19 protein-coding genes and 1 pseudogene are annotated in these 21641 nt (G+C 37.7%); 7 read left to right on the top strand and 13 right to left on the bottom strand.

Going from position 1 to position 21641, the window contains the following annotated elements:
• Positions 1-745 precede the first annotated feature (745 nt).
• The 4 genes from BC6307_RS00965 to BC6307_RS00950 all read right to left on the bottom strand — a co-directional run bounded on the left by BC6307_RS00965 (position 746) and on the right by BC6307_RS00950 (position 6271).
• The gene (locus BC6307_RS00965) at positions 746-2512 is read right to left on the bottom strand and encodes an ABC transporter ATP-binding protein (RefSeq protein WP_084380743.1); all 1767 of its coding nucleotides are present in this window, start codon (positions 2510-2512) and stop codon (positions 746-748) included.
• On the bottom strand, positions 2493-4232 hold the full coding sequence (locus BC6307_RS00960) for an ABC transporter ATP-binding protein (protein ID WP_066421304.1): 1740 nt from the start codon (positions 4230-4232) through the stop codon (positions 2493-2495). The genes BC6307_RS00965 and BC6307_RS00960 overlap by 20 nt, the downstream gene beginning before the upstream one ends.
• A 149-nt stretch (positions 4233-4381) precedes the next feature.
• On the bottom strand, positions 4382-5143 hold the full coding sequence (locus BC6307_RS00955) for a TatD family hydrolase (RefSeq protein ID WP_066421301.1): 762 nt from the start codon (positions 5141-5143) through the stop codon (positions 4382-4384).
• A gap of 12 nt (positions 5144-5155) precedes the next feature.
• The gene (locus tag BC6307_RS00950) at positions 5156-6271 is read right to left on the bottom strand and encodes a D-TA family PLP-dependent enzyme (RefSeq protein ID WP_235858327.1); all 1116 of its coding nucleotides are present in this window, start codon (positions 6269-6271) and stop codon (positions 5156-5158) included.
• Between the two features lie 112 nt (positions 6272-6383).
• Here BC6307_RS00950 and BC6307_RS00945 point away from each other — a divergent pair, with 112 nt between their 5' ends.
• The 4 genes and pseudogenes from BC6307_RS00945 (at position 6384) to BC6307_RS00930 (ending at position 11527) form a co-directional block, all read left to right on the top strand.
• Positions 6384-6701 (top strand): TM2 domain-containing protein, encoded by a 318-nt coding sequence (locus BC6307_RS00945; protein WP_066421297.1) that lies wholly within the window; start codon positions 6384-6386, stop codon positions 6699-6701.
• 55 nt (positions 6702-6756) lie between these two features.
• Positions 6757-8175: pseudogene (hpaB, locus tag BC6307_RS00940) on the top strand (4-hydroxyphenylacetate 3-monooxygenase, oxygenase component); the annotation flags it as partial.
• Positions 8176-8330: 155 nt separating this feature from the next.
• A complete protein-coding gene (locus tag BC6307_RS00935; RefSeq protein ID WP_066421290.1) occupies positions 8331-9569 on the top strand; it encodes an MFS transporter in 1239 nt (412 codons plus the stop codon).
• 488 nt (positions 9570-10057) lie between these two features.
• On the top strand, positions 10058-11527 hold the full coding sequence (locus BC6307_RS00930) for an amidase family protein (RefSeq protein ID WP_066421899.1): 1470 nt from the start codon (positions 10058-10060) through the stop codon (positions 11525-11527).
• Between the two features lie 63 nt (positions 11528-11590).
• Here BC6307_RS00930 and BC6307_RS00925 read toward each other — a convergent pair whose 3' ends face one another.
• The 5 genes from BC6307_RS00925 to BC6307_RS00905 form a co-directional block, all read right to left on the bottom strand.
• A complete protein-coding gene (locus BC6307_RS00925; RefSeq protein WP_066421895.1) occupies positions 11591-12487 on the bottom strand; it encodes a macrolide 2'-phosphotransferase in 897 nt (298 codons plus the stop codon).
• A 419-nt stretch (positions 12488-12906) separates the two neighbouring features.
• On the bottom strand, positions 12907-14118 hold the full coding sequence (locus BC6307_RS00920) for an MFS transporter (protein WP_066421893.1): 1212 nt from the start codon (positions 14116-14118) through the stop codon (positions 12907-12909).
• A gap of 45 nt (positions 14119-14163) precedes the next feature.
• Positions 14164-14574, bottom strand: coding sequence for a GNAT family N-acetyltransferase (locus BC6307_RS00915; RefSeq protein ID WP_066421890.1), 411 nt, complete (start codon positions 14572-14574; stop codon positions 14164-14166).
• An 824-nt stretch (positions 14575-15398) separates the two neighbouring features.
• Positions 15399-15629: an excisionase family DNA-binding protein gene (locus tag BC6307_RS00910; protein ID WP_066418781.1), complete on the bottom strand. Its 231-nt coding sequence runs from the start codon at positions 15627-15629 to the stop codon at positions 15399-15401.
• A 29-nt stretch (positions 15630-15658) separates the two neighbouring features.
• The gene (locus BC6307_RS00905; RefSeq protein WP_066418783.1) at positions 15659-16618 is read right to left on the bottom strand and encodes a LacI family DNA-binding transcriptional regulator; all 960 of its coding nucleotides are present in this window, start codon (positions 16616-16618) and stop codon (positions 15659-15661) included.
• Positions 16619-16704: 86 nt separating this feature from the next.
• On the opposite strand from BC6307_RS00905, the gene BC6307_RS24620 reads away from it, so the two are divergent.
• On the top strand, positions 16705-16869 hold the full coding sequence (locus BC6307_RS24620; RefSeq protein ID WP_157076680.1) for a hypothetical protein: 165 nt from the start codon (positions 16705-16707) through the stop codon (positions 16867-16869).
• Positions 16870-17051: 182 nt separating this feature from the next.
• Here the strand turns inward: BC6307_RS24620 and pssA are convergent, their stop codons facing one another.
• Positions 17052-17753, bottom strand: a complete 702-nt coding sequence (pssA, locus tag BC6307_RS00900; RefSeq protein WP_066418786.1) for a CDP-diacylglycerol--serine O-phosphatidyltransferase — start codon at positions 17751-17753, stop codon at positions 17052-17054.
• A 170-nt stretch (positions 17754-17923) separates the two neighbouring features.
• Between pssA and BC6307_RS00895 the strand changes: the two genes are divergently transcribed.
• Both BC6307_RS00895 and BC6307_RS00890 read left to right on the top strand, forming a co-directional pair.
• On the top strand, positions 17924-18298 hold the full coding sequence (locus tag BC6307_RS00895; RefSeq protein ID WP_066418789.1) for a DoxX family protein: 375 nt from the start codon (positions 17924-17926) through the stop codon (positions 18296-18298).
• A gap of 76 nt (positions 18299-18374) precedes the next feature.
• Positions 18375-18728, top strand: coding sequence for a hypothetical protein (locus BC6307_RS00890; protein ID WP_066418791.1), 354 nt, complete (start codon positions 18375-18377; stop codon positions 18726-18728).
• A 178-nt stretch (positions 18729-18906) separates the two neighbouring features.
• Here the strand turns inward: BC6307_RS00890 and BC6307_RS00885 are convergent, their stop codons facing one another.
• From BC6307_RS00885 to BC6307_RS00875, 3 genes are all read right to left on the bottom strand, one after another.
• On the bottom strand, positions 18907-19659 hold the full coding sequence (locus BC6307_RS00885; RefSeq protein WP_066418794.1) for an ABC transporter permease: 753 nt from the start codon (positions 19657-19659) through the stop codon (positions 18907-18909).
• A complete protein-coding gene (locus BC6307_RS00880) occupies positions 19656-20378 on the bottom strand; it encodes an ABC transporter ATP-binding protein (RefSeq protein ID WP_066418796.1) in 723 nt (240 codons plus the stop codon). Before BC6307_RS00880 ends, BC6307_RS00885 begins: the two co-directional genes overlap by 4 nt.
• 132 nt (positions 20379-20510) lie before the next feature.
• Positions 20511-21560 carry an NAD(P)/FAD-dependent oxidoreductase gene (locus BC6307_RS00875; protein WP_066418798.1) on the bottom strand — a complete coding sequence of 350 codons (1050 nt, stop codon included), beginning with the start codon at positions 21558-21560 and terminating at the stop codon, positions 20511-20513.
• Positions 21561-21641: the final 81 nt, after the last annotated feature.

The following is a 21641-nucleotide window of genomic DNA, read 5'->3' as shown; positions in this document are numbered from 1 at the left end:
AATTCAACTGCAAACCATTTTCACATTCTGAAAAACATTGCTGGTTCGAATGTAATTTTTCAAGCCTGGTTTGCGGTTCTGTATTACATAACACGATTTCCGTTCAACATCCTCGGTTTTCTGTTCAACATCCTATTGGTTCTGTTCCACATCGACCGGTCGGACGGACTTTTCCCAGCCTGGTACACGTTTCTGTTTCACACAACTCAATTTCTGTTCTACATCCTCGAGTTTCTGTTCAACATCCTATCGGTTCTGTTCCAAATGGCCTGTTCGGACGGATTTTTCCCAGTCTGGTTCGTGTTTCTGTTTCACATAACACGATTTCTGTTCTACATCCTCGGTTTTCTGTTCAACACCCTGTCGATTCTGTTCCATATCAACCGTTCGGATGGACTTTTCCCAGCCTGGTACACGTTTCTGTTTCACACAACTCAATTTCTGTTCTACATCCTCGAGTTTCTGTTCAACATCCTATCGATTCTGTTCCACATCGACCGTTCGGACGGACTTTTCCCAGCCTGGTTCGTGTTTCTGTTTCACATAACACGATTTCTGTTCAACAACCTCTATTTTCTGTTCAACACCCAACCGTTTCTGTTCCACCACGAGCTTTTCGCAAATCGTTGCGGCCCCCATTCACTCCTTTGATACAAGCCAATCAGATAGCCACACCATTCAACAAAAATAAAAAAGCCCAAAAGCCAGTAACTCCTGACTTTTTGGACAGCCTCGACTCAATAATCTACCCAACTCTTTTTTGACTTGAAAATAACTCGTAGTAAAATCCTTTACTCTCCATTAACTCTTCATGGTTGCCTTTTTCGATGATTTGACCTTCTTTTAATACTAAAATTTGATCTGCTTTTTGAATGGTGTTTAGACGGTGAGCGATGACGAAGCTTGTTCGCCCTTCCATTAAACGTTGTAGTGCTTCTTGAATCTTCACTTCGGTAATTGTATCAATACTACTTGTTGCTTCATCTAGTATTAAAATAGATGGGTTGGCAAGGATGGCTCTCGCTATCGACAATAGCTGTTTTTGTCCTTGGCTAATACCGCCGCCGTCTTGGGATAAAACAGTTTCATATCCTTTCGGTAGTCTCATAATAAAACTGTGTGCGTTTGCCTCTTTTGCCGCTTCTACTATTTCTTCATCAGTTGCATTCAATCTTCCGTAGCGAATATTTTCTAAAATAGTCCCCTCAAACAGGAAGGAATCTTGGAGCACAAATGCCATATGGCTTCGTAAACTTGCTCTTTTCACTTTAGAGATGTCATGACCGTCAATAAGAATTTTCCCGCTATCTAAATCGTAAAAGCGTGAAATTAAATTAATAATCGTCGTTTTTCCTGCACCAGTAGGTCCAACAAATGCTACCGTTTCTCCTGGAGAAGCGATAAAGCTAACATTTTTAATCGTTTGGTCATCGTCTTCATATGAAAAAGTTGCGTTTTGAAACTCAATTTCTCCTTTAACAGAGGAAATTTCCACCGCATTCTTTTCATTAGCGGCTTCCACGTCTTCATCCAAAATATCAAATACTCTTTCCGCTCCAGCAATCGCTGAAAGAAGTGTATTAAACTGGTTCGCCAAGTCATTCAATGGACGAGTAAATTGGCGCGAGTACTCTGCAAAAATAACGATAACCCCGATCGTAATGCCACTAACACCGTTGAGGGCTAGCACTCCACCAACACCCGCAATAATGGCAAAGCTTAAGTTATTTAACATATTCATTAATTTTGGGATGAAACCGGAGTATGTTTGTGCCCAATAGGCTGTTTTTCTTAAAGTTGTCGCCTTTTCTTCAAACTCCTCCATCACTCTTTCTTCTTGTGAAAATGTTTTAACGATACGTTGTCCGGAAATTGTCTCTTCGATAAAGCCGTTTAGCTCTCCGAGATTTTTTTGCGTTTCTTTGAACAACGGGCCAGTTCTCTTCGTGATCCAACGTAAACCTAAAAACATTGCAGGAACAATCGTTAATGTAATGGCCGTCATTAAAGGGCTTAAGTACAACATAACAGACACTGTTCCGACTAATGTTAAGACACTTGAGAAAACTTGAATAACGGAGCTATTTAATGTAGAACTTACGTTTTCAATATCATTTGTTACTCTGCTCATTAACTCTCCGTGTTGTCGCTTATCGAAAAATGGAATCGGTAATCGATGGAGATGATGGAAAAGTTGCGTTCTCATCGTATATACCGCATCTTGGGCAATTCCAATCATCCAATAGTTTTGTAGCCACATCGATAAGGAATAAAAAATGTAAATGAACACGAGACCGATTAACACCGGAATGAAGCCACCAAGCTGTTGTTCTACAATATAGTCATCTATTGCCATCCCAACGAGAAACGGACCGAGTAACCCTAATGCCGAACTGACGATAACCATTAAAAATACTAAAATTAGAATGCCTTTTTTCACGGCAAGATATTGCCAAATTCGTTTTAGAGTCCCGAACATATCTTTTGCTTTTTTATTTTGCTGTTTTTGCATAAGATACCTCCTCTCCGAACTGTGACTCGTAAATTTTTTGATAGAGAGAAGACTCTTTCAATAGTGATTCATGTGTTCCTTGCTCGAGTAACATACCATCATCCATAAGTAATATTTTGTCCGCCTCTGTTGCGGTACTCACTTTTTGTGTAATGATAAATGTCGTGCATTCGTATTTTTTCAAAGCCTGTAACAGTTTACCTTCTGTTTTTAAATCTAGCGCACTCGTACTATCGTCCATCATTAAAATTTTCGGCTTTCTTATTAATGCTCGCGCAATAGAGAGTCGTTGCTTTTGTCCGCCTGATAAGTTAATTCCCTTTTGCCCTAATCTCGTTTCATAGCCTTTAGGTAATCTTTCAATCGTATCATGAATTTGTGCTGCTTTCGTCGCTTCTATCATTTCTTCCATCGTTGCATTTTCTTTTCCCCATGAAAGGTTGTCACTAACTGTTCCGGTAAAAAGAAGCGATTCTTGTGGAACGTATCCAATTAATCTTCTTAAATAAGCTAGTTTTAATTGTTTAATATCTTGCCCATCGATATAGATGGCCCCTTCATCAACGTCGTACAGCCGTGGAAGTAATTGAAATAAACTAGATTTCCCCGAACCTGTTGAGCCTAATATCGCCACTGTTTCACCAGGCTTTACTTCAAATGAAATATCCTCAATAACAGTAGTGTTCGTTCCTGGATAGCGGAAGGAAACAGCATCAAATTCAATATGAGGAGGGTCGACTGTTTCCATTTCCTTTGCTTGCTCTATGTCTACTAAATCAATTTCCTCCTCTAACACTTCTGCTAAACGTGTGGACGATGCTTTTGCCCGTGAGAATGCCATAATAATAAAAGATAAAATGGACAGTGCACCCGTTATTCTCGTTACGTAGTTAACAATCGCAACAATTTCTCCTACTCGTGCATTGTTATTTTGAACCCCGATATTTCCGAACCATAATACTGCAATGATTGTTAAGTTCATGACGAGTAAAAGAATTGGCATCGCAATTTCCATTAAGCGAAGTGCACGAACGGTTTTATCTTGTAGCTCGCCACTCGCTTTCGTGAACCGTTTACTTTCATGATCATGACGTAAAAAGGCTCTAATTAAGCGAATCCCGCCTAAATTTTCTCGCATTACATTATTTACTCCGTCTACTTTCTGTTGAACAGCAGTAAACAATCCAGATCCTTTCCTCATCACCCAAACTAAGAAAAAGAAAAGAAATGGAACAGCAATTAAAACGAATAAGGCTAAGCGGAAGTTAACGAATAGCGCCATAATTACTCCGCCAATAACAAGAAGCGGTGCACGGAGCATAATACGTAAACTCATAAAAACAGTATTTTGTATTTGGGTAACATCGTTTGTCATTCTCGTTATTAACGATGATGTTGGAAAAAAGTTAAAGTTTGCAAATGAAAATGACTGTATTTTTTCATACATTGCTCTTCTAATATCAAATCCAAAGCTTTGACTTACATGTGCCGCAAAAAAGGAGTTAATGATTCCCGCTGCAAATGCAACAAACGAGAGACCAACCATTATTCCTCCCCACTTCATGACGACAGACAGATCCCCTTGCAAAATACCGTCATCAATAATTTTCGCCATTAATAACGGATGAAACAGTTCTACAAATAGCTCTGTTAACATTAAAGCTAAAGCGATAAAAACGGCTATTCGGTATGGTTTAATAAATTTTAATACTCTTAACATACTTTATCCCCCAAACGTCTGAAAAACCATGTTGAAACTTACTTCTTTGTAAACCGAATATTTCGTAACACTTAATATTTTTCTTCTATTATTATCATACAATTATTTTCCTAATTTTTAAATAGTTTGACTTATGTTTTTTAACTGTTTTAAATTTTATAAAAACTAGATGTATTTAGTATTATTTGACGCTCCACTACTTCTAGCGGCACCATCTTTATTTCTGATATACACTTCATTGTTTTTTCGATTAACAGTGGAGTCGTTTGCTGCCCTTTAAATGGACCTTCAAACGGCCATGGTCCATCTGTTTCTACCATTAATAATGTTAACGGGTAATCTTTTACTAATTGCTGCGTTCTTTCCTTATAGACGATATCGGGAGTTATCGAAATATAATATCCGTTGTCTTCTAAACGTTCCAGCGTTTTTTTATCACCTTTGAACCAATGAAAATGAGCTTTTTCCACATTATGCTTTTCAAGTAACTCACATGTTAATGGTGCATCCTCATAAATCGAATGGAGCACGATAGGCTTATTTAATTGTTTAGCTAGTAGGATAAACTGTTCTAACATTTCTATGTACGGCTCCTGATTAGCCACTTTCCCCTCTTTTTCCAAATAATAAGGCAACCCAACTTCGCCAATTGCCACCATTTCCTCCCTATGATCTTTAATGAATTGAAAGATCGCTGTTTTCTCTTCTTCTGTAGGGAGTGCTTGTTCGGGATGGTACCCAAAAGCAGGCTTTACTTTTGGATGTTTTCGAGAAAGCAGTAAATTTTTCTCACAAGATGCAATATTATTTGAAACCGTTACGAGGGAATGTAACTTCGGATTTGCTAAAATTATATCCCGGTCCTTTTCTTCATATTGGTCGAAATGAATATGTGCATCGATGTAATTCACGAAAACACCTCCTTACTTGTTCATCCCACGTGCGTCTACTTTCCAACGGTTGATTACTTTTCCGTCGTCGTGTACAACATATTCATCAAATAGATTTGCGACCGTACATGCATGATTCGGAATGATTTGTACTTTATCATTCATTTGTAAGTTCGTATGACCATTAATCGTGCCTACTCCATGTTCTTCTGATAATCGTTCGATTGTTATTTCTTCATGTCCGACAACAGTCCCAAACCCGTTTACGGTACTATTCCCGTGTGCCCCTTTATCTAAATTCAAAGCTTTACTACCTGTGTCAAAAACGATTCGTTCCTCCCCATATTTACTAACAACCGATGCAAGTACTGTTAATGCACAATCTTCTTCTTTTGCCACACCTAATCCGACTTGGATGCTATCAAAGAACGCCGCATTTCCTGGTCGTATTTCTGTAATCCCTTTAACTTTTCCAGCGATTCGATATGTCGGTGTCGACCCAACACTTCTCACAGAAATCGGAATGCCAGCGGCCTCACATGCATTTGCACTTTCAATAACAGCATTTGCTTCTTGAGCACCAATTTGTTCTATTTTGTAGTAAGATGTCGCCCCATAAGAGTGACCAGCATGCGTAAAAATCCCACCTAATTTTAGTTTAGATAAAAACAGAATTGCTTGAGCAAGCTTTACGGCGTCTTTCCCTGGCTCTACTCCACATCGGTTAAGACCACTATTTACTTTTATCCACACTTCTAACGTAAATGGAGTTTCTTCTAATTCTTTTTGCAAATATTTTAGCTGTTCTACGCTATCAACAGCCAACTTCACATTAATGTTTTCCTGTAAAAGCTGCACAATACGCTTTATCTTTTGCGGACTTGCGATTGGATAAGCAATTAAAATATCCTTTATACCGCCGCTCGCCATCACAAGCGCTTCGTCAACTTTTGCAACGGTTATCCCGACTGCCCCATGCTCCACTTGCATTTTTGCAATATGTATACTTTTATGTGTTTTTATATGAGGACGGAGTGCGATTCCTTGCTCACGAGCAAATGAACTCATCTCTCCTATATTTTTCGTTAATTTTTTATAATCTACTAAAAGTGTTGGCGTATCTAACTCTTGAATATTTGAAGCCATCATCTTCCTCATCCTCTCTAAAAAAACTACTTGTTCTGAAATATTTTACTCCTTAATAAGCTATAAAAGTAAGTATATGGCCATTTTTTATTCGTTTTCTTAAGGAGGAATCAACATGAGCAATTTATCACTGAAGCAAAACCTCACTCAAGAACAACTTTCTATCCTTTCATCTGAACTAGAACATCGGAGAAAGTCTAAGCTTATAACATTTTTATTATGGTTTTTCTTAGGTATGTTTGGCGTTCACCGTTTTTATTTAGGTGATTTCGGACTTGGGATCGCCTTACTTTTACTCGGCTGGTTAACGTTTGGCATTTGGAATTTAATTGATGGCATTTATTGTTTATTAAAACGAGTCGATGAGATGAATAGTATGTTGGAACGTAAACTTATTCATGATATCGCCGCTGAAAGACAACATTCTTATTAACACAATCTGCTGACACTAGATTTTAAAGGGGTGGTAATTTGGGGCGGCTACAGGTAAGCAATATATAGAACGAATTCAAAATTTAAAGAGTAATGTTTGGGTTGATGGAGAGAAAGTGACAGACGTAACGACTCATCGAGCATTTCAAGGAGTCATTAAAAGCCAAGCATCATTATATGATTTACAACATGATCCAACGATAAAAGATATTATGACATTCAAGTCTCCTACAACTGGTAACCGTATTGGTACTTCTTTTTTACGACCTCTTACGAAAGAAGATTTAGAGAAACGGAGAAAAATGGTACAGTATTGGGCAAAAACGTCGGCAGGGATGATGGGACGATCACCTGACTATATGAATACAAACTTAATGGCATTAGCTGCTGCAAACAGTTTATTAGATGCCCAAGGATCTCTATTCGCAGAAAACCTCGCAAATTTTTATGAGCATGCAAGAGAACATGACCTTTCCTTTACTCATACATTCGTCACACCACAAGTGAATCGTTCCGAGTTATACTACGAATCAGAAGAAAGAATCGTCGCTGCAAGAATTGTTGAAAAAAATGCGGACGGCATCGTCATAAAAGGAGCACGCCTCCTCGCAACACAAGGTGGCATTACCGATGAAATTATCGTTTCTTCTTCCGGATTAAAAATGTTTGATGAGCCGTTTGCCTATTTTTTTAGTATTCCTAGCAATACTGACGGCTTAAAATTTCTTTGTCGAGAACCTTTTTCCTATCGTTCTTCCACGTGGGATCATCCGCTCGGAGCAAGATTCGAAGAGATGGATGCAATCGTTACGTTCGACAGCGTGTTAGTCCCATGGGAAAGAGTATTCGTCGTTGAAAATGTTGAAGTTGCTAATACGTTATATACGGAAAGTAGCTATAAACAGTTAGTTCTTCACCAAGTTGTATCAAGGCAAGTGGAGAAAACAGCTTTTATTCTCGGACTCGCCCAAGCAATTGTAGATACGATTGCAATTGGAGAATATCAACATGTGCGTGAGAAAATAGTCGAAATTATCGCCTTTTATGAATCAATGAAATCACTTTTACTCGCTTCTGAAATCCATGCTTCCTTTGATAAATGGGGTACGATGGTACCTGATTTAAACCCGTTAGCTGCGGCTATTACTTTATATCCGAAACAGTATCCGAGATTAGTAGAGATAGTTCAACTATTAGGTGCGAGTGGGCTCGTCTCTATTCCGACAGAAAAAGATTTTTGCTCTCCTATAAAAGAAGATGTGAAGCAATACATGCAAGCTGCTACTTGTGATGCGACAGCAAAAGTAAAGCTGTTCCGTCTAGCCTGGGATGCTACGATGAGCGCTTTCGGGTCCAGACAGACTCTTTATGAACGATTTTTCTTTGGAGATCCAGTCCGCTTCGTTCACGGGACTTATCGCGAGTATGATAGGAAAGAATTTGTAGACGATATTTATAAATTTCTTGAAAAGTAAAGGGAGGAAGCAGTTACCGCTGCTCCTCTTTTCGTTTTTTGGTGAGTATCTCCTTAAGTACTTATGAATGGGATACGTCCTTGGACTTTTTTCCTCTGTTCCATTTACTTTTCTAAACACATACTGTAACGTCTTAACTAAAAGGAGAAATATGTATGAATGCACACTTAAAGGGCTGGAGAGACCCTACGCTGTTACTAACCTCCATTGGGATATCTAGTATTGGAGACTTTATTTATTTAGTAACGATTAATATTATTGTCTATCAACTAACAGGATCAGCAGCAGCTGTAGCAGGACTTTGGATAGTTAGTCCACTTACGAATATTGTTACGAAGTTTTGGACTGGTAGTTTTATCGATTATCGTAGCAAGAGAAAAGTAATGATTGTCACTTACATAATGAGAGCGGTCTTCATCTGCTTCATCCCTTTTGCACCAAATATGGTAGTGATATACGGAATATTAGTTGTATTAAGTGTGGCGAAAGCATTTTTCAATCCATCCTCTATGACATATATCGCCATGCTAGTCCCGAAAGAAAAAAGAAAGCGCTTTAACTCTATTCGTTCTTTTGCAAGTTCCGGAGCATTTATTGTTGGACCAGCAATTGGAGGCGCGCTTATTTTATTGACCTCTGTTGAAACAACATTATGGCTTAATGCATTATTTTTTCTGATTTCTGCCTTCTTATTAATTTTTCTACCGGAAAAAGAAAACATTGATAAAGGAACTATTCCACCGTTGACTATTCCCCAAGTGTTTAAAGATTTTACCGTTGTACAAAACTACATGTCTCATAATAAATATGTATCATTTATTTACTTTGGTTTTATTATCATTATGATTTTTTCTTTTGCGATGGATGCGCAAGAAGTTGTGTTTACTCAACAAGTGATTGGGCTATCTGAGATGGAGTATAGTTTGTTAATAAGTATTACTGGAATTGGTTCTGTAATAGGTGCCTTGTTGCTTTCCATTTTTTCGAATTTCTTTTCTCTTCGATATATGATAGTCATTGGTCTTATCATGATGACAATCGGTTATGTCATTTATGCTTTTTCATGGTCATTCTTATCGATTGTAGTTGGGTTTGTCATTTTAGGATTTTTTAATGTGTTCTTAAATGCTGGAATTACGACTTTCTATCAGAACAATGTTCCAGTAGAAATAATGGGTAGAGTAACGAGCATTTATCAGTTAATACAAAGCGCTATTCAAGTAGTATTTATTTTAGCAATTGGATTTACAGCAGATATTATTTCATTACGATTTACTATTATCACGTTAGCACTCGTCATGCTTGTCTCCTCTATCCTATTTGCATTTTTTGTGTTAAATCGAAGAAAAGTATATTTTTATCGGGAAGACAATACGGAAAATATAACATTTTAAATATTGCTAACAGAACAAATACTACAAGGTTGGGATATAACTATTTCTATCAAATTTATAATCGAACCCAAAAATAGTAGACGGGAATAAACCGCTTCGGAAATATACTTCGCTTTCCGCGGGCGGCTGGCTGGTGAGCCTCCTCGTGCTGCGCACTGCGGGGTCTCACCTATGCCTTTCCTCCCGCAGGACAAGGAAGGCTTCGGCAGCGAAACATCGCACGAAGAAAAATGCGGAGGCATTTTTCGAGGAGTCTACGTATATTTCCTACGCTAAACCTGCGATAGTTCCTTTTTTACATGATATAATATAGTTTTGTCTCAACCTCGTTCGTTTATTTATTATATTTATTACTAAAATCACTTTCCAACTCGAAACATTCGCAGAACGAAATAAATTGTTTTCAGACTAGTATTGTTCATGTAAAATGAGATTTAGATAATAGTAGAAATTAACATATTTTTTCATAGAAAGAGTAGGTGAACTCGATGCATAATCCTAGATTAGCATCATTTGCTGCAGAAAATTTATTAGAAGCTAATATTGAATCTCTTCAACAAGCTATGGATACTGGTACCATTACTTCTAAAGACCTTACTCTCATGTATTTACACAGAATTGCTACATATGACTCTATCAATTCCGTGTTAGAAATAAACCCTGATGCTGTACAAATTGCGGAGAGCTTAGATTTAGAAAGAAAACAGAAGGGTGCTCGAAGTTCATTACACGGGATCCCTATTTTACTAAAAGACAATATTGATACAGGGGATAAAATGCATACTAGTGCTGGCTCGCTTGCACTTGAAAATCATGTTGCAGTAGAAGACTCCTTTGTTGCCAAACAATTAAGAGAAGCTGGTGCCGTAATTCTTGGAAAAACAAACATGACAGAATGGGCAAACTTCATGACAGATAACATGCCTAGCGGATATAGTTCACGCGGAGGTCAAGTGTTAAATCCTTATGGACCTGGAAAATTTGATGTTGGCGGTTCTAGTAGTGGCTCAGGGGCTGCTATTGCGGCAAATTTCGCTGTTGCTGCAATTGGTACAGAAACTTCTGGATCTATTCTTAGCCCGGCAAGTTCAAACTCGATTGTCGGGATAAAGCCAACAGTCGGTCTTGTTAGTCGAACTGGTATTATACCAATCTCCCACAGCCAAGATACTGCTGGGCCAATGACAAGAACGGTTAAGGACGCTGCCATACTTCTTTCTGTTCTTTCAAAAAAAGACGAACGTGATCCAGCTACATTAACGAACCCTTATCAACATATTATTTATACGGACTATCTTAAAGATACAGACTTAACAGGAATAACGATTGGTGTAGCTAGTGAACCATTCTTTGCTTATTTAAATGAGGAAGAACGGGAATTAGTTAAAGACGCAATCACGAAACTTAAAGAGCTCGGGGCAACGGTTATTGACTCGATTGACATCCCTTCAGCAATGGAGAATTGGGATTACAATACACTCATTTACGAATTTAAAACGGATTTAAATGCATACTTGCAAAACACTGGTGTAAATGTACCCGTTTCTAATTTAAAAGAACTAATTGATTTTAATCTTGAAAACCCTAGTAAAATGCTAGCGTATGGCCAAACTTTACTAACAAAATGTGAAGAAACAAGCGGAACATTAACGGAAGCAGCGTATATACTTAGTAGAGAAAAAGATATCTACTTCTCCCAAGAGCAAGGAATTGATGCTGCATTACAAAACAACTCGTTAGATGCTATTCTGTTCCCAAACAACTTTGGTGCAGCTATTCCAGCTAAAGCAGGCTATCCTTCTATTACTGTTCCTGGAGGATATACTTCGGAAGGGAAACCGTTAGGCGTCACATTTACTGCTGGAGCATTTGAAGAAGGTAAATTAATTCAAATTGGTTATGCTTATGAACAAGCAACCCAACATCGAAAAGTACCAGAACTGACAGAAGCCGAATAATTTTTCTTCTTCTAACCGACAAAAAGCTCAGAATTGCTCTGAGCTTTTTCGCCGTTTATAACATTAACCTTCACTTGCAAGCATATGTTTAGCTGCTTCATGCATGTCTTCCATACGTGAAGCTTGAGCATATTCTGCAACTGTTATTCCGCTCGTTGTTAGAAGTTCCACAATATGTTCATCCATTCTCGACCAAGTTCTCCCTCCAGCATTGTCATACGCATCCATTAATTTTTTCAACCCCTCTTTACCAAAAAGTAGTTGATGCGACATGAAATCAACAGATACATCCCCAATTCCTACTTCTGTCCAATCAATTATGCCTGTAACATAGTTATCGCTATTAATGAGGATGTGCCCTGGATGTATATCTCCATGTTTCACCCCTATATGAGATGGCCAATATGAATCTTCCCCTAACCAAGCTTGCCAACGGTCCCATAGTGTTGGATTAACATCATATTTTTCTTTTACACGTTCCATTCTTGTTCTCATAGAGGATCTTAATTCATTTGTACGTACCATCTCCACACCGAAGTTTGTGAACGGCTGCTGCGATAAAGAGTGTAAATTTGCTAGCACACTACCTAATGAGGAAAAATATTCGGCCGGTACATTGTTTTCGACGAAGCTCCATACGTATGCTTGTTTTTCCATATCAATTGTAGCGGCAGGAATACCATCTAGTTGCTTATAAGCAATTAAATCCTCTGAAAAAACGGACCAATTCGGAACTTGAAATGTTGTAACGTTGTTAATTACCTCTAATGCCTTTTTCTCTTGTAAAGCATGTCTCATTGATTGTAATCTGCGTGGTATTCGTAGTATCCATTTATCGCCGTTATCATCTGTTGCATGCGCTACTCTAAAGTCAACACCAGACTCATTTATTTTTATTGTTTCTTCTAAAATGTTTAACCCTTTACTGTTTGCTAGTTGTTTAATTTCTAATGTATTCATAATTTCCTCCAATTTATTACTTATTTCATTCCTATTTAACTTGAAACTTGCATAAATGTTTTCATAAAAAAAACACAAACAAGCTTCTGTTTGTGGTAAAAGAGTAAACGGGCTACTAAATAGACGTCTCCCTTTTTTATATAAAAATAAAACACAAAAAAAGACAGATAGTATCTGCCTTTCCTCACGTAAGAACTGTAAAAATTCCCGTTGAAGATTATTAAAAATGTGCAGACTAATCCCGTTTACTCTGTTTTATGAAAACAGAGCCTTTGAACATATGAAATTACTTATTGTTCAAAGTTTGCTGGCGTAGTCTTCCTGCATGCATCATTTTTAACAACCCTCCTTTCAATATTTACATAAACTATACTCTATTATTATATAAATATCAATATAACTCTTAAAAAGGTAAAAAGTTACATCGTTGTGGGGCTAATATTTTTACCTTTAAGTGCTCTGTTTAATTTTTCCGTACTTAAAAACATTACTCCTACTAATATAACGACGCAAATCGGAAATATTCCCATCGTTGTATTTGATGCCATCACACCAAGAAGCGGTGGCACAAACGTACTTCCTGTATATGCAACGGCCATTTGATAACCCATTATAGTTTGGGAATGCTTTTTTCCAAAACGTGCTGGCGTTTCGTGTAACATACACGGAAAAATCGGCGCTAATCCTAGCCCTACCAAAATAAAGCCTGCAAGTGAAAAGTAGAGTGGTAAAGGTAAGAATAATAGTGCTGCACCAATTAAGGCAATAAATTGTCCTGACCGAATGAGAACTACATTGTTTACTTTAAACGTGATAAATCCGGTAATAAATCTACCAATTGTAATTCCTCCAAAATAAAAGGAAACCCATTGTGCTGCTGTAGCGGCTGGCAAATCTTTAACATTCACTAAATAGCTACTTCCCCAAAGCCCAATCGTAGCTTCCACTCCGCAATAAAACAGAAACGACGCCAAAGCTAGCTTCACTCCACGAATTTTCAAAGGTTTGTCATTCACATTTTCATCTTTATATGATACATTTTCCACTTCCGACTTTTCGTTTGAGTCGATAGCGCTATTTTTATTTCCTCTGTTCCATAGGGGTAAACTGAGTAAAAGTATGATTGCTAACACAAATTGGATAACTGCAATCGTTAAATAACCGCTACTCCAGGAATTTTGTCTTGAAATATAGTATGCCATGATGAAAGGTCCTAATGTAGCCCCAACTCCCCAAAAACTATGTAACCAACTCATATGATGCGCTTTATAATGTGTAGCAACATAATCATTTAATCCCGCATCAATTGCCCCCGCTCCTAAACCAAGTGGGATAGCACATAGAAACAACCAAATAACGGAAGGCGCAAAATAAAATCCAAGTAAAGCCCCAGCCGTCATTAAAGTACTAACGAATGTTACTTTACCAGTTCCAAACCGTTTAAGGACCTTTCCGCTAAATAAGCTCGAGATAATCGTACCAGCAGCAATAGTCATGAAGAGCAATCCAGCGGTCTCAAGTGGAGCTTCAAGGTCTACCTGCATGACTGGCCACGCTGCTCCTAGCAATGAATCTGGTAAACCTAGGCTAATAAATGCTAAATATATAATTAGTAATAAAAAGGTTGCCATTTTCTTTCCCCATTTGCCTATTATTCTTCTATTATAAAGTAGTCCTTATAGGTACTTCTCCATTATTACGTTAGATTTTCCCCCTTTTATAAATGTGAAACTGGTCTCATCCAAACCGAATTTACTATAAAAATCGGCCTTATTCTGTCTGGCATTACACCATATTCTTTTTACACCGTGAACTTCAGCTTCCTTTAAAACATACTTAAGCAATGCGGTACCATAGCCTTTTCCTTGCTCTTCTAGAAGAGTTGCAAACTTCCTAAATTGGGCTTCTTCGTTGTTAACAAAAAGGGATACGACTGCAATTAATAGGGTATCATTGAAAAGACCAAAGTGAATACCAGCATCATCGTCTTTTAATTTTATGTATTCGAAAGGTTTATCTGGCCACATGACCTTATGCCGTATTTTCCAGGCTTCTTCCTTACTTATTTTTCTAATAGCAGTTACCATGGTTGCACCCTCCTTTTGTCTAGCTTCGGCGCTTAGGCCCTATCAAACTTCCCGCTCCGTCCGTACGATAAGTCAACATCAACTCGCTCTCGCTCGCTGTGTTTCCTTTATCTCCTACCGGAAAAGTCCAGTTTGTACGGGCCTGATCGAAGCGCCTCCGCTTTTCTATCTGTCCAGCTACGGCGGCTTGGCCCTCGAGGTCATAAGCCAGTCACTTCCGGTGGACAAAAAGCGTCCACCTGCAGCGCCTGTCTTATGCTTGTCGGGCCAGAGCGAGCCGCCTTCGCTTTTCTCTGTCTAGCTGCAGGGGCTAGCGGCTCGAGGTCACAAGTCAATCCGTCCAGAAGGTCAAAGAGCGACCTTCTAGCCGGCTTGCCTTGTGCTTGTCGCCGCTAAGCAAGCCCCTTCCGCTTTTCTATCTGTCTAGCTTCGGGCGTTAGCGGCTATCAAACTTCACTTTCCTTCTGTACGATAAGTCAACATCAGCTCACTTACGTTCGCTGTGTTTCCTTTATCTCCGCCAGGAAAGATCCAGTTTGTACGCCGCTAAACGAACGCCCTCCGCTTTTCTAGCTGTCTAGCTTCGGCGGCTTGGCCCTCGAGGTCATAAGCCAGTCACTTCCGGTGGACAAAAAGCGTCCACCTGCAGCGCCTGTCTTATGCTTGTCGGGCCTGAGCGAGCCGCCTTCGCTTTTCTATCTGTCTAGCTGTAGGGGCTAGCGGCTCGAGGTCACAAGTCAATCCGTCCAGAAGGTCAAAGAGCGACCTTCTAGCCGGCTTGCCTTGTGCTTGTCGCCGCTAAACAAGCCCCTTCCGCTTTTCTGTTAATCTTCGTCTTTTATGTCGGGGTCTTCTGGGATTGGTTCGTTTAGTATTTCTTCGATCATTTCTTTGTATTTTCCCATTTGTTCTAGATGGGTTTTGAATTGATCTTTGTTAATAATATATTGTTCTCCATCCCATAGTGCACGGATTTTTTTCTCTTTTACTAGTTTTTGAACAGCTTCTTCTGTAACCGATAAGTGTTCTGCTGTTTCTTTTATTGTTAAGTACATCCTATATATCCACCTTCTATTATGTATAGTTACACAGTCATTCGCTCAATTAGTTTCACCTTGATTTCCTCATGAGAAATAGTATGTTCAATCGACTGTAAAAACAACTTTTTTCCTAGTTCTACTAACGGAATTTCAAACGTTGTAATATTCATTACTTTTGCAATCGGTTGATTATCAAAACCTAATATTGCTAGTTCATCCGGAACGGGAATATTTTGCTCTTTACAACATGTTAAAATTCCTGCTGCTACTTGATCACTAGTAACGAGTAAAGCAGTTGGTTTATTATGCAAACTTCTAAGCTTATTGACCACTTTTTCACCGTCTTCGAAATATAAACAGTTATCGAAAATAAACTCTGGTAGAATTGGTTCCTTTATTTTTTCATGAAAATCTTTGTACGCTGCTTCTCGCTGTTTGCTGTTCAAGCCCGTTTTCCTTCCTATACAATACCCAATTTTAGAATGACCCTTTGTATGTAAATATGCTAGCGCTTTTGAAAATACTTCGTAATGGTTAATATACGTGGAAGAAACTTCTCTTTCTCTCGCATCTTCACATAATACAATTGGACCGTACGAAAGATATTCTTCCATAACATCCCATTGGCAAACTCTTGAACAAATAATAAGTGCATCAATTTGTTTATTTCTTAACATCATTAAAGCTTCCATTTCTCTTTCTTCCTTATAATTTGTTTGAAAAAGAACGAGCTTATAATTATTTTCCACTGCTTCCGTTGCAATTCCTTCTACTAACGATCCGAAAAAAGGGTGGTTCGAAAAAGGAATCACTACTCCAATTAAAAATGTTTTTCCTTTACTTAAGTGTACCGCATTAATGTTTCGCTGGTAATTGCTAAGCTGAATTGCTCTTTCTACGGCAGCTTTTTTTTCTTCACTAACGTACGGATGATTGTTTAATACTCTCGAAACAGTTGTGACGGAAACTCCAGCCATTTTTGCAATATCTTTAATATTTGTCAATACAATCACCTTCTGTTCAATCTTTTTCTTGCTCTGAAATGCGTTTCATATTTTATGCTTACATTGTAGAAAGGAGGCTGTCATAGATGGACATAATGATCGGTATCGTTAGTATTATCTTTATGTGTTCTGTCATTTTAGTGTTAACATCACTAGTTGCTTCACAATTACCGGAAGGAATAAAAAAATCTGCCCAAAACAAGAACGACCCTTATTCATATTTATTTAACGTCTATCAAGATTTAAAATAATGAAAAATTTCCGTTCAACTCTATTTTATCTCTTTTTTAGACAAATGGAAAAGGAGTGCTAAAATTCGAATGAACTTTAACACTCCTTATGCTACCCCGCAGTAGGGAGCTGATAGTAGTGGTCAGTGTTTTTTCATATCACTGTGGATTTTAACAAAAACCACTCTACTATTATCTAACCATTAATCGATGTGCTTTTTATTTTTTCCTTTTACAAATCGGTATGCTACAAAAGCGATATATAATGGAGTTGCTATATATATTAAATAAGGAAACTGAGCATATGTACCTCTATAAATTACATACAGTAATCCACCCATAAAAATGGTTATAATTGTACCGTATTTCGGTAGCGGCACTTCTTTAAAGCTAGGGATTTTAATACGACTTACCATTAAGAAACATAGTGCTGTGAATATAACAGTTGAAACAATTTGAGGAATACTGTTACCAAAAAGAGTGAGCAGAGCCATTATTCCCCCTGCTGCAGTAATCGGTACTCCTGTAAAGAAATTCGAGTTACTATTTGTTGCTGTGACGTTAAAGCGAGCTAGACGATACGCTCCAAACAACGGGAATAAGCCCGCAATAATTAACCCTATTAAACCGAACTGGTGAAAATACGTATAATATACTAAAAATGCCGGTGCTACCCCAAACGTAACGACGTCTGCTAACGAATCTAATTCTTTACCTAGTTGACTGTCTGCTTTTAACATTCTTGCAAGTCTTCCGTCCATACTGTCAAGCATCATACCTATTAATATTAATATAGCTGCATTGCTAAATTGCCCGCCAGCAGCATAGCCTACAGATAAGAAACCACAAAACAAATTTCCTAGCGTAAACATATTAGGAATCATCTTCACAAACCGCTTGTACATGTACAACCTCACTCCGTATTAAATCAAATTTTTCTGTATTAACATCATATCATTTCTTTTTCGATTATGGTGATTTTTTCTATATTCCTATCACAATTTATATCGTCGTTGTTCTTCGTTTCATATTTCATAGTTCTCTTTCATATGTTTGTTTCAGGAGGGATAAGCCTATGAGAAGATCAATTTCTAATTACGATTTAATTCGTTACGTTGTTGCTTTTGTGTTCATCGTTTCAGGACTAATGAAGTTAACACAACCAAATATGTTAACTACATTTAGTGAAATTGGGATACCGTTTCCTTATTATATGATGTACGTTCTCGCATTATTAGAAGTTATCCTTGGTTTACTTATTTCTATTAACAAATGGGTACGAAACGCTACGCTACCATTAATCATTATTATGATAACCGCGCTCGCTTTTACAAAACTACCTGTCATTTCTAACGGAATTATTCCGTTTTTATTCCAGTCAAGATTAGATCTAACGATATTAATTTTGCTTTTTGTTTTGTATCGTAGCTCCAATAAAATTTCTTTTTAAAGAGTACGCTACTTTTCTCTGAATTGGATTTATATAGAGAGTGAAAGATTTACAATCCATTGAAGGAGGAAATAACATGTCTAATGTAGCAAGTGAAGATTTTAAACCATTTCATTCTATGGAGGTGAAACCTGTATGTAAGTTTGATCATTGGCAATATTTCTTACCTAAAGATTTTATTGTTCACGCAGCACCTTATTTAAATGCAAATAATATTATTGAACTTTGGGATGTAGTTGTTTGTACTTACGAAGAAGTTAATTTAAACAAGTCTTTAGATGATGAACAAGTAATAAAAGCAATTGTAGAATCACTTCGGATAACAATTGAAAGGGAATTACAGCAAAAAATTCATAAAACATTTAAAGGTTATTTCGCAGCTGTCTTAATTAACGAACTACGCGATTTAAAATCGTATAAAATATATTAGATACTGGGCAGAATTTAAGGAATTTATGTTTGGTAACATATAATTCAATCTGCCTTCCAATTAGTGTCTTATTTGCGGTAATCGTTATTTTATTTACGTTAACAATGATCTTATTAGAGTTTACTTCTTTTATTGGCCTTTCAACAGGCTCCCTTAACAAAAGGGAGCCTCATTTATTTCACCGCAGCCGCTTTAACTGCATTCGTTCATTGAACAAGCTCGGGTACGTCAATAAACCAAGCATGATACTCGTTACTGATGCAGTTGTTAATAGTAAGAACAAAATGAGTAATTGAAATTGAACAGCTTCAATAGGACTAGCCCCGGCAATAATTTGTCCACTCATCATACCTGGCAGTTGTACTAGTCCTATCGTCTTTTGACTTTCTATTGTTGGGATCATGCTAGCTTTAATTGATTGAATAAGTTGGGTATGAATAGCTTGCTTTGGGTTTCCACCGAGCGATAAAATGAGTTCAATTTCATCATCACGAGATTTTACTTCGGATGTAAATCGGTTAAGAAATAGGATCCCTAACACCATTGAATTTCCAATCACCATTCCGCTAATTGGTATAATATATTGAGCTGTTGCCGGAATAATACCAAACCCAAGTAGGATACCTTGTGTGAGTATCTCAATAAAAATAAGTGTTACTGTAGCTTTCCACGCAATTCCCTTAAACGGCATATCCTTTTTCGCAACGTTTTGTGCAGCAGCAGCAATCATTACGATTACCATTAAGATAATAAAAATTAAACTTTCTGCTGAAAATACGAACGTTAAAATATACCCAACTGCAAATAGTTGAATGATTGACCGAACAACAGCAATGACTGTATCTTTTCCTAAACCTAGGTTAAATGTTTTCGATAAAAAAATTGGGATAAGGACGAAAACGAGCGCCATTATTAATGCGATTGGACTCATTCGATTTCCCCCTTTACGAATGCTTGTACATGTTCATTCGTGGAGGTATGTAACAGGTCGCTTTTCCCCGATTCTAATAGCTCGCCTTCTTTTAACATCCAAGCGTATGTGCCGACTTTAAGAGCTTGCTGTAAGTTGTGGGTAATCCATATTATCGTCACACCATATTTTTTGCTTATTTTCACAATTAGCTCGTCAATTTCTTTTTGCGACACTTGATCTAGCGAAGAAGTTATCTCATCGAGCAACAAAATTTTCGGACGATTAACTAGTGTCCTTGCAATGGAAACTTTTTGACGTTGCCCTCCTGATAAATCTTTAATGTTTCGTCGTAAATGCTCTCCTTCTAGACCAACATCCTCTAATAATTTTACTGCTTCGTTTTCGGGTAATGACTTTCCTTGCAATAGCATCGGCAACGCTAAATTATGAAAAACATCCCCTTCTACCATCGGAGCACTTTGAAGAGCCATTCCCACTTCTTTACGCAATTGAACTGGATCATAGTCATATACATTTTTATTTAATATTCTTATCTCCCCAGAAGTCGGGGAAAGTAGCCCATTACATAATTTTAGTAGCGTTGACTTTCCAGCACCTGAAGGACCAACTAATGTTGTAACTTCTCCTTCTATGATAGAGCCAGTAATTCCACGTAATATATGAATACCATCTTCTGACTTATAATGCACATCATGAAACTGAATTGCTCCGCTCAAGTCTTCTTCCTACCTTTCGATAACTTATCTGTTTCTTAATCTGCTCTTACTATACAAAATTAAGTCATTAACTGCACATAATAAGGTTATTAGTAGAATAAAAAACGACAGAGAACTAGCGCTCTGTCGTTTTTAAACAAACATCTTTTTGATTAATTCTCTATTTCTTTTTTTGAAAACTTCATTATGGGATGATACCATCGCCACTTTATTCGCTTCTGGTTGGATAAATTGCTTCGCTCGATTTACTGCATTCGCTGCATCTTGGAACGCCCCTGCAATTAGATTTAATTTACCTTCATGCATTAAGATATCTCCCGCCGCGTAAAGACCCGGTATCGACGTTTCTCCATTTGCTTGCCCTTTCAAATAAAAACTATCGACCATTTCGATATGTAAAGGACTATTTTGTAATAGCGTCGTATCTTGTTCGAATCCGTGATTAATAATCACTTCATCGATTGGTAAGTACGTAACTTCCCCCGTCTCCGTATTAGTAAGCTCTACTCGTTCAATCTTATCTTGATTAAACGTAGCCATTAGTTTTGTTATTTCTGTTTGAAGAAGACATTGCACCGAACTATTCATCAATTGTGCCACTTGTGCTTCATGACCCTTTAAGGCATCCTTCCGATACGTAATGTACACTTTTTTCGCAATCGGCTCTAATTCATTTGCCCAATCAATCGCCGAATTTCCACCACCAGAAATAATAACGGTTTTATCTTTAAAGCGTTTAATCGATTTAACCGTGTAATTTAAGTTAGAAACTTCAAACCGTTCTGCGCCCTCGATATTTAACTTTTGTGGATTCAAAATTCCACTACCTACTGCTACAATAACTGTTTTAGTAAGATGCACATTACCTGACGCCGCTTTCAAAACGAAGAGCCCTTCATCATCTCTAGTAATAGCATTAATTTTTTCACTTAACACAACAGTTGGCTGAAAAGTTAACCCTTGTTCTACTAGCTGTTCAATTACTCTTGCTCCAGGCGCGGGCGTCAACCCACCAATATCCCAAATCATTTTTTCTGGATATATATGAATCTTCCCACCTAAATGAGGCTGATACTCGATTATTTTCGTTTTCATCCCACGAAGACCGCTATAAAAAGCTGAATAAAGTCCAGCAGGCCCTCCACCAATTATTGTCACATCATATAATTCTAACTCGTTCATTACTTCCACTCCTTTGAAAGCGAAGCTCTTAAAATGATTATCATTCTCAATTAACATAAATATACGATACTTTTCTCATTC

It is taken from the genome of Sutcliffiella cohnii (genome assembly GCF_002250055.1).
GTDB classification, from domain to species: Bacteria; Bacillota; Bacilli; order Bacillales; family Bacillaceae_I; genus Sutcliffiella; species Sutcliffiella cohnii.
The sequence above is the reverse complement of the archived record's forward strand: the minus strand, read 5'-3'. Positions and strand labels throughout refer to the sequence as shown.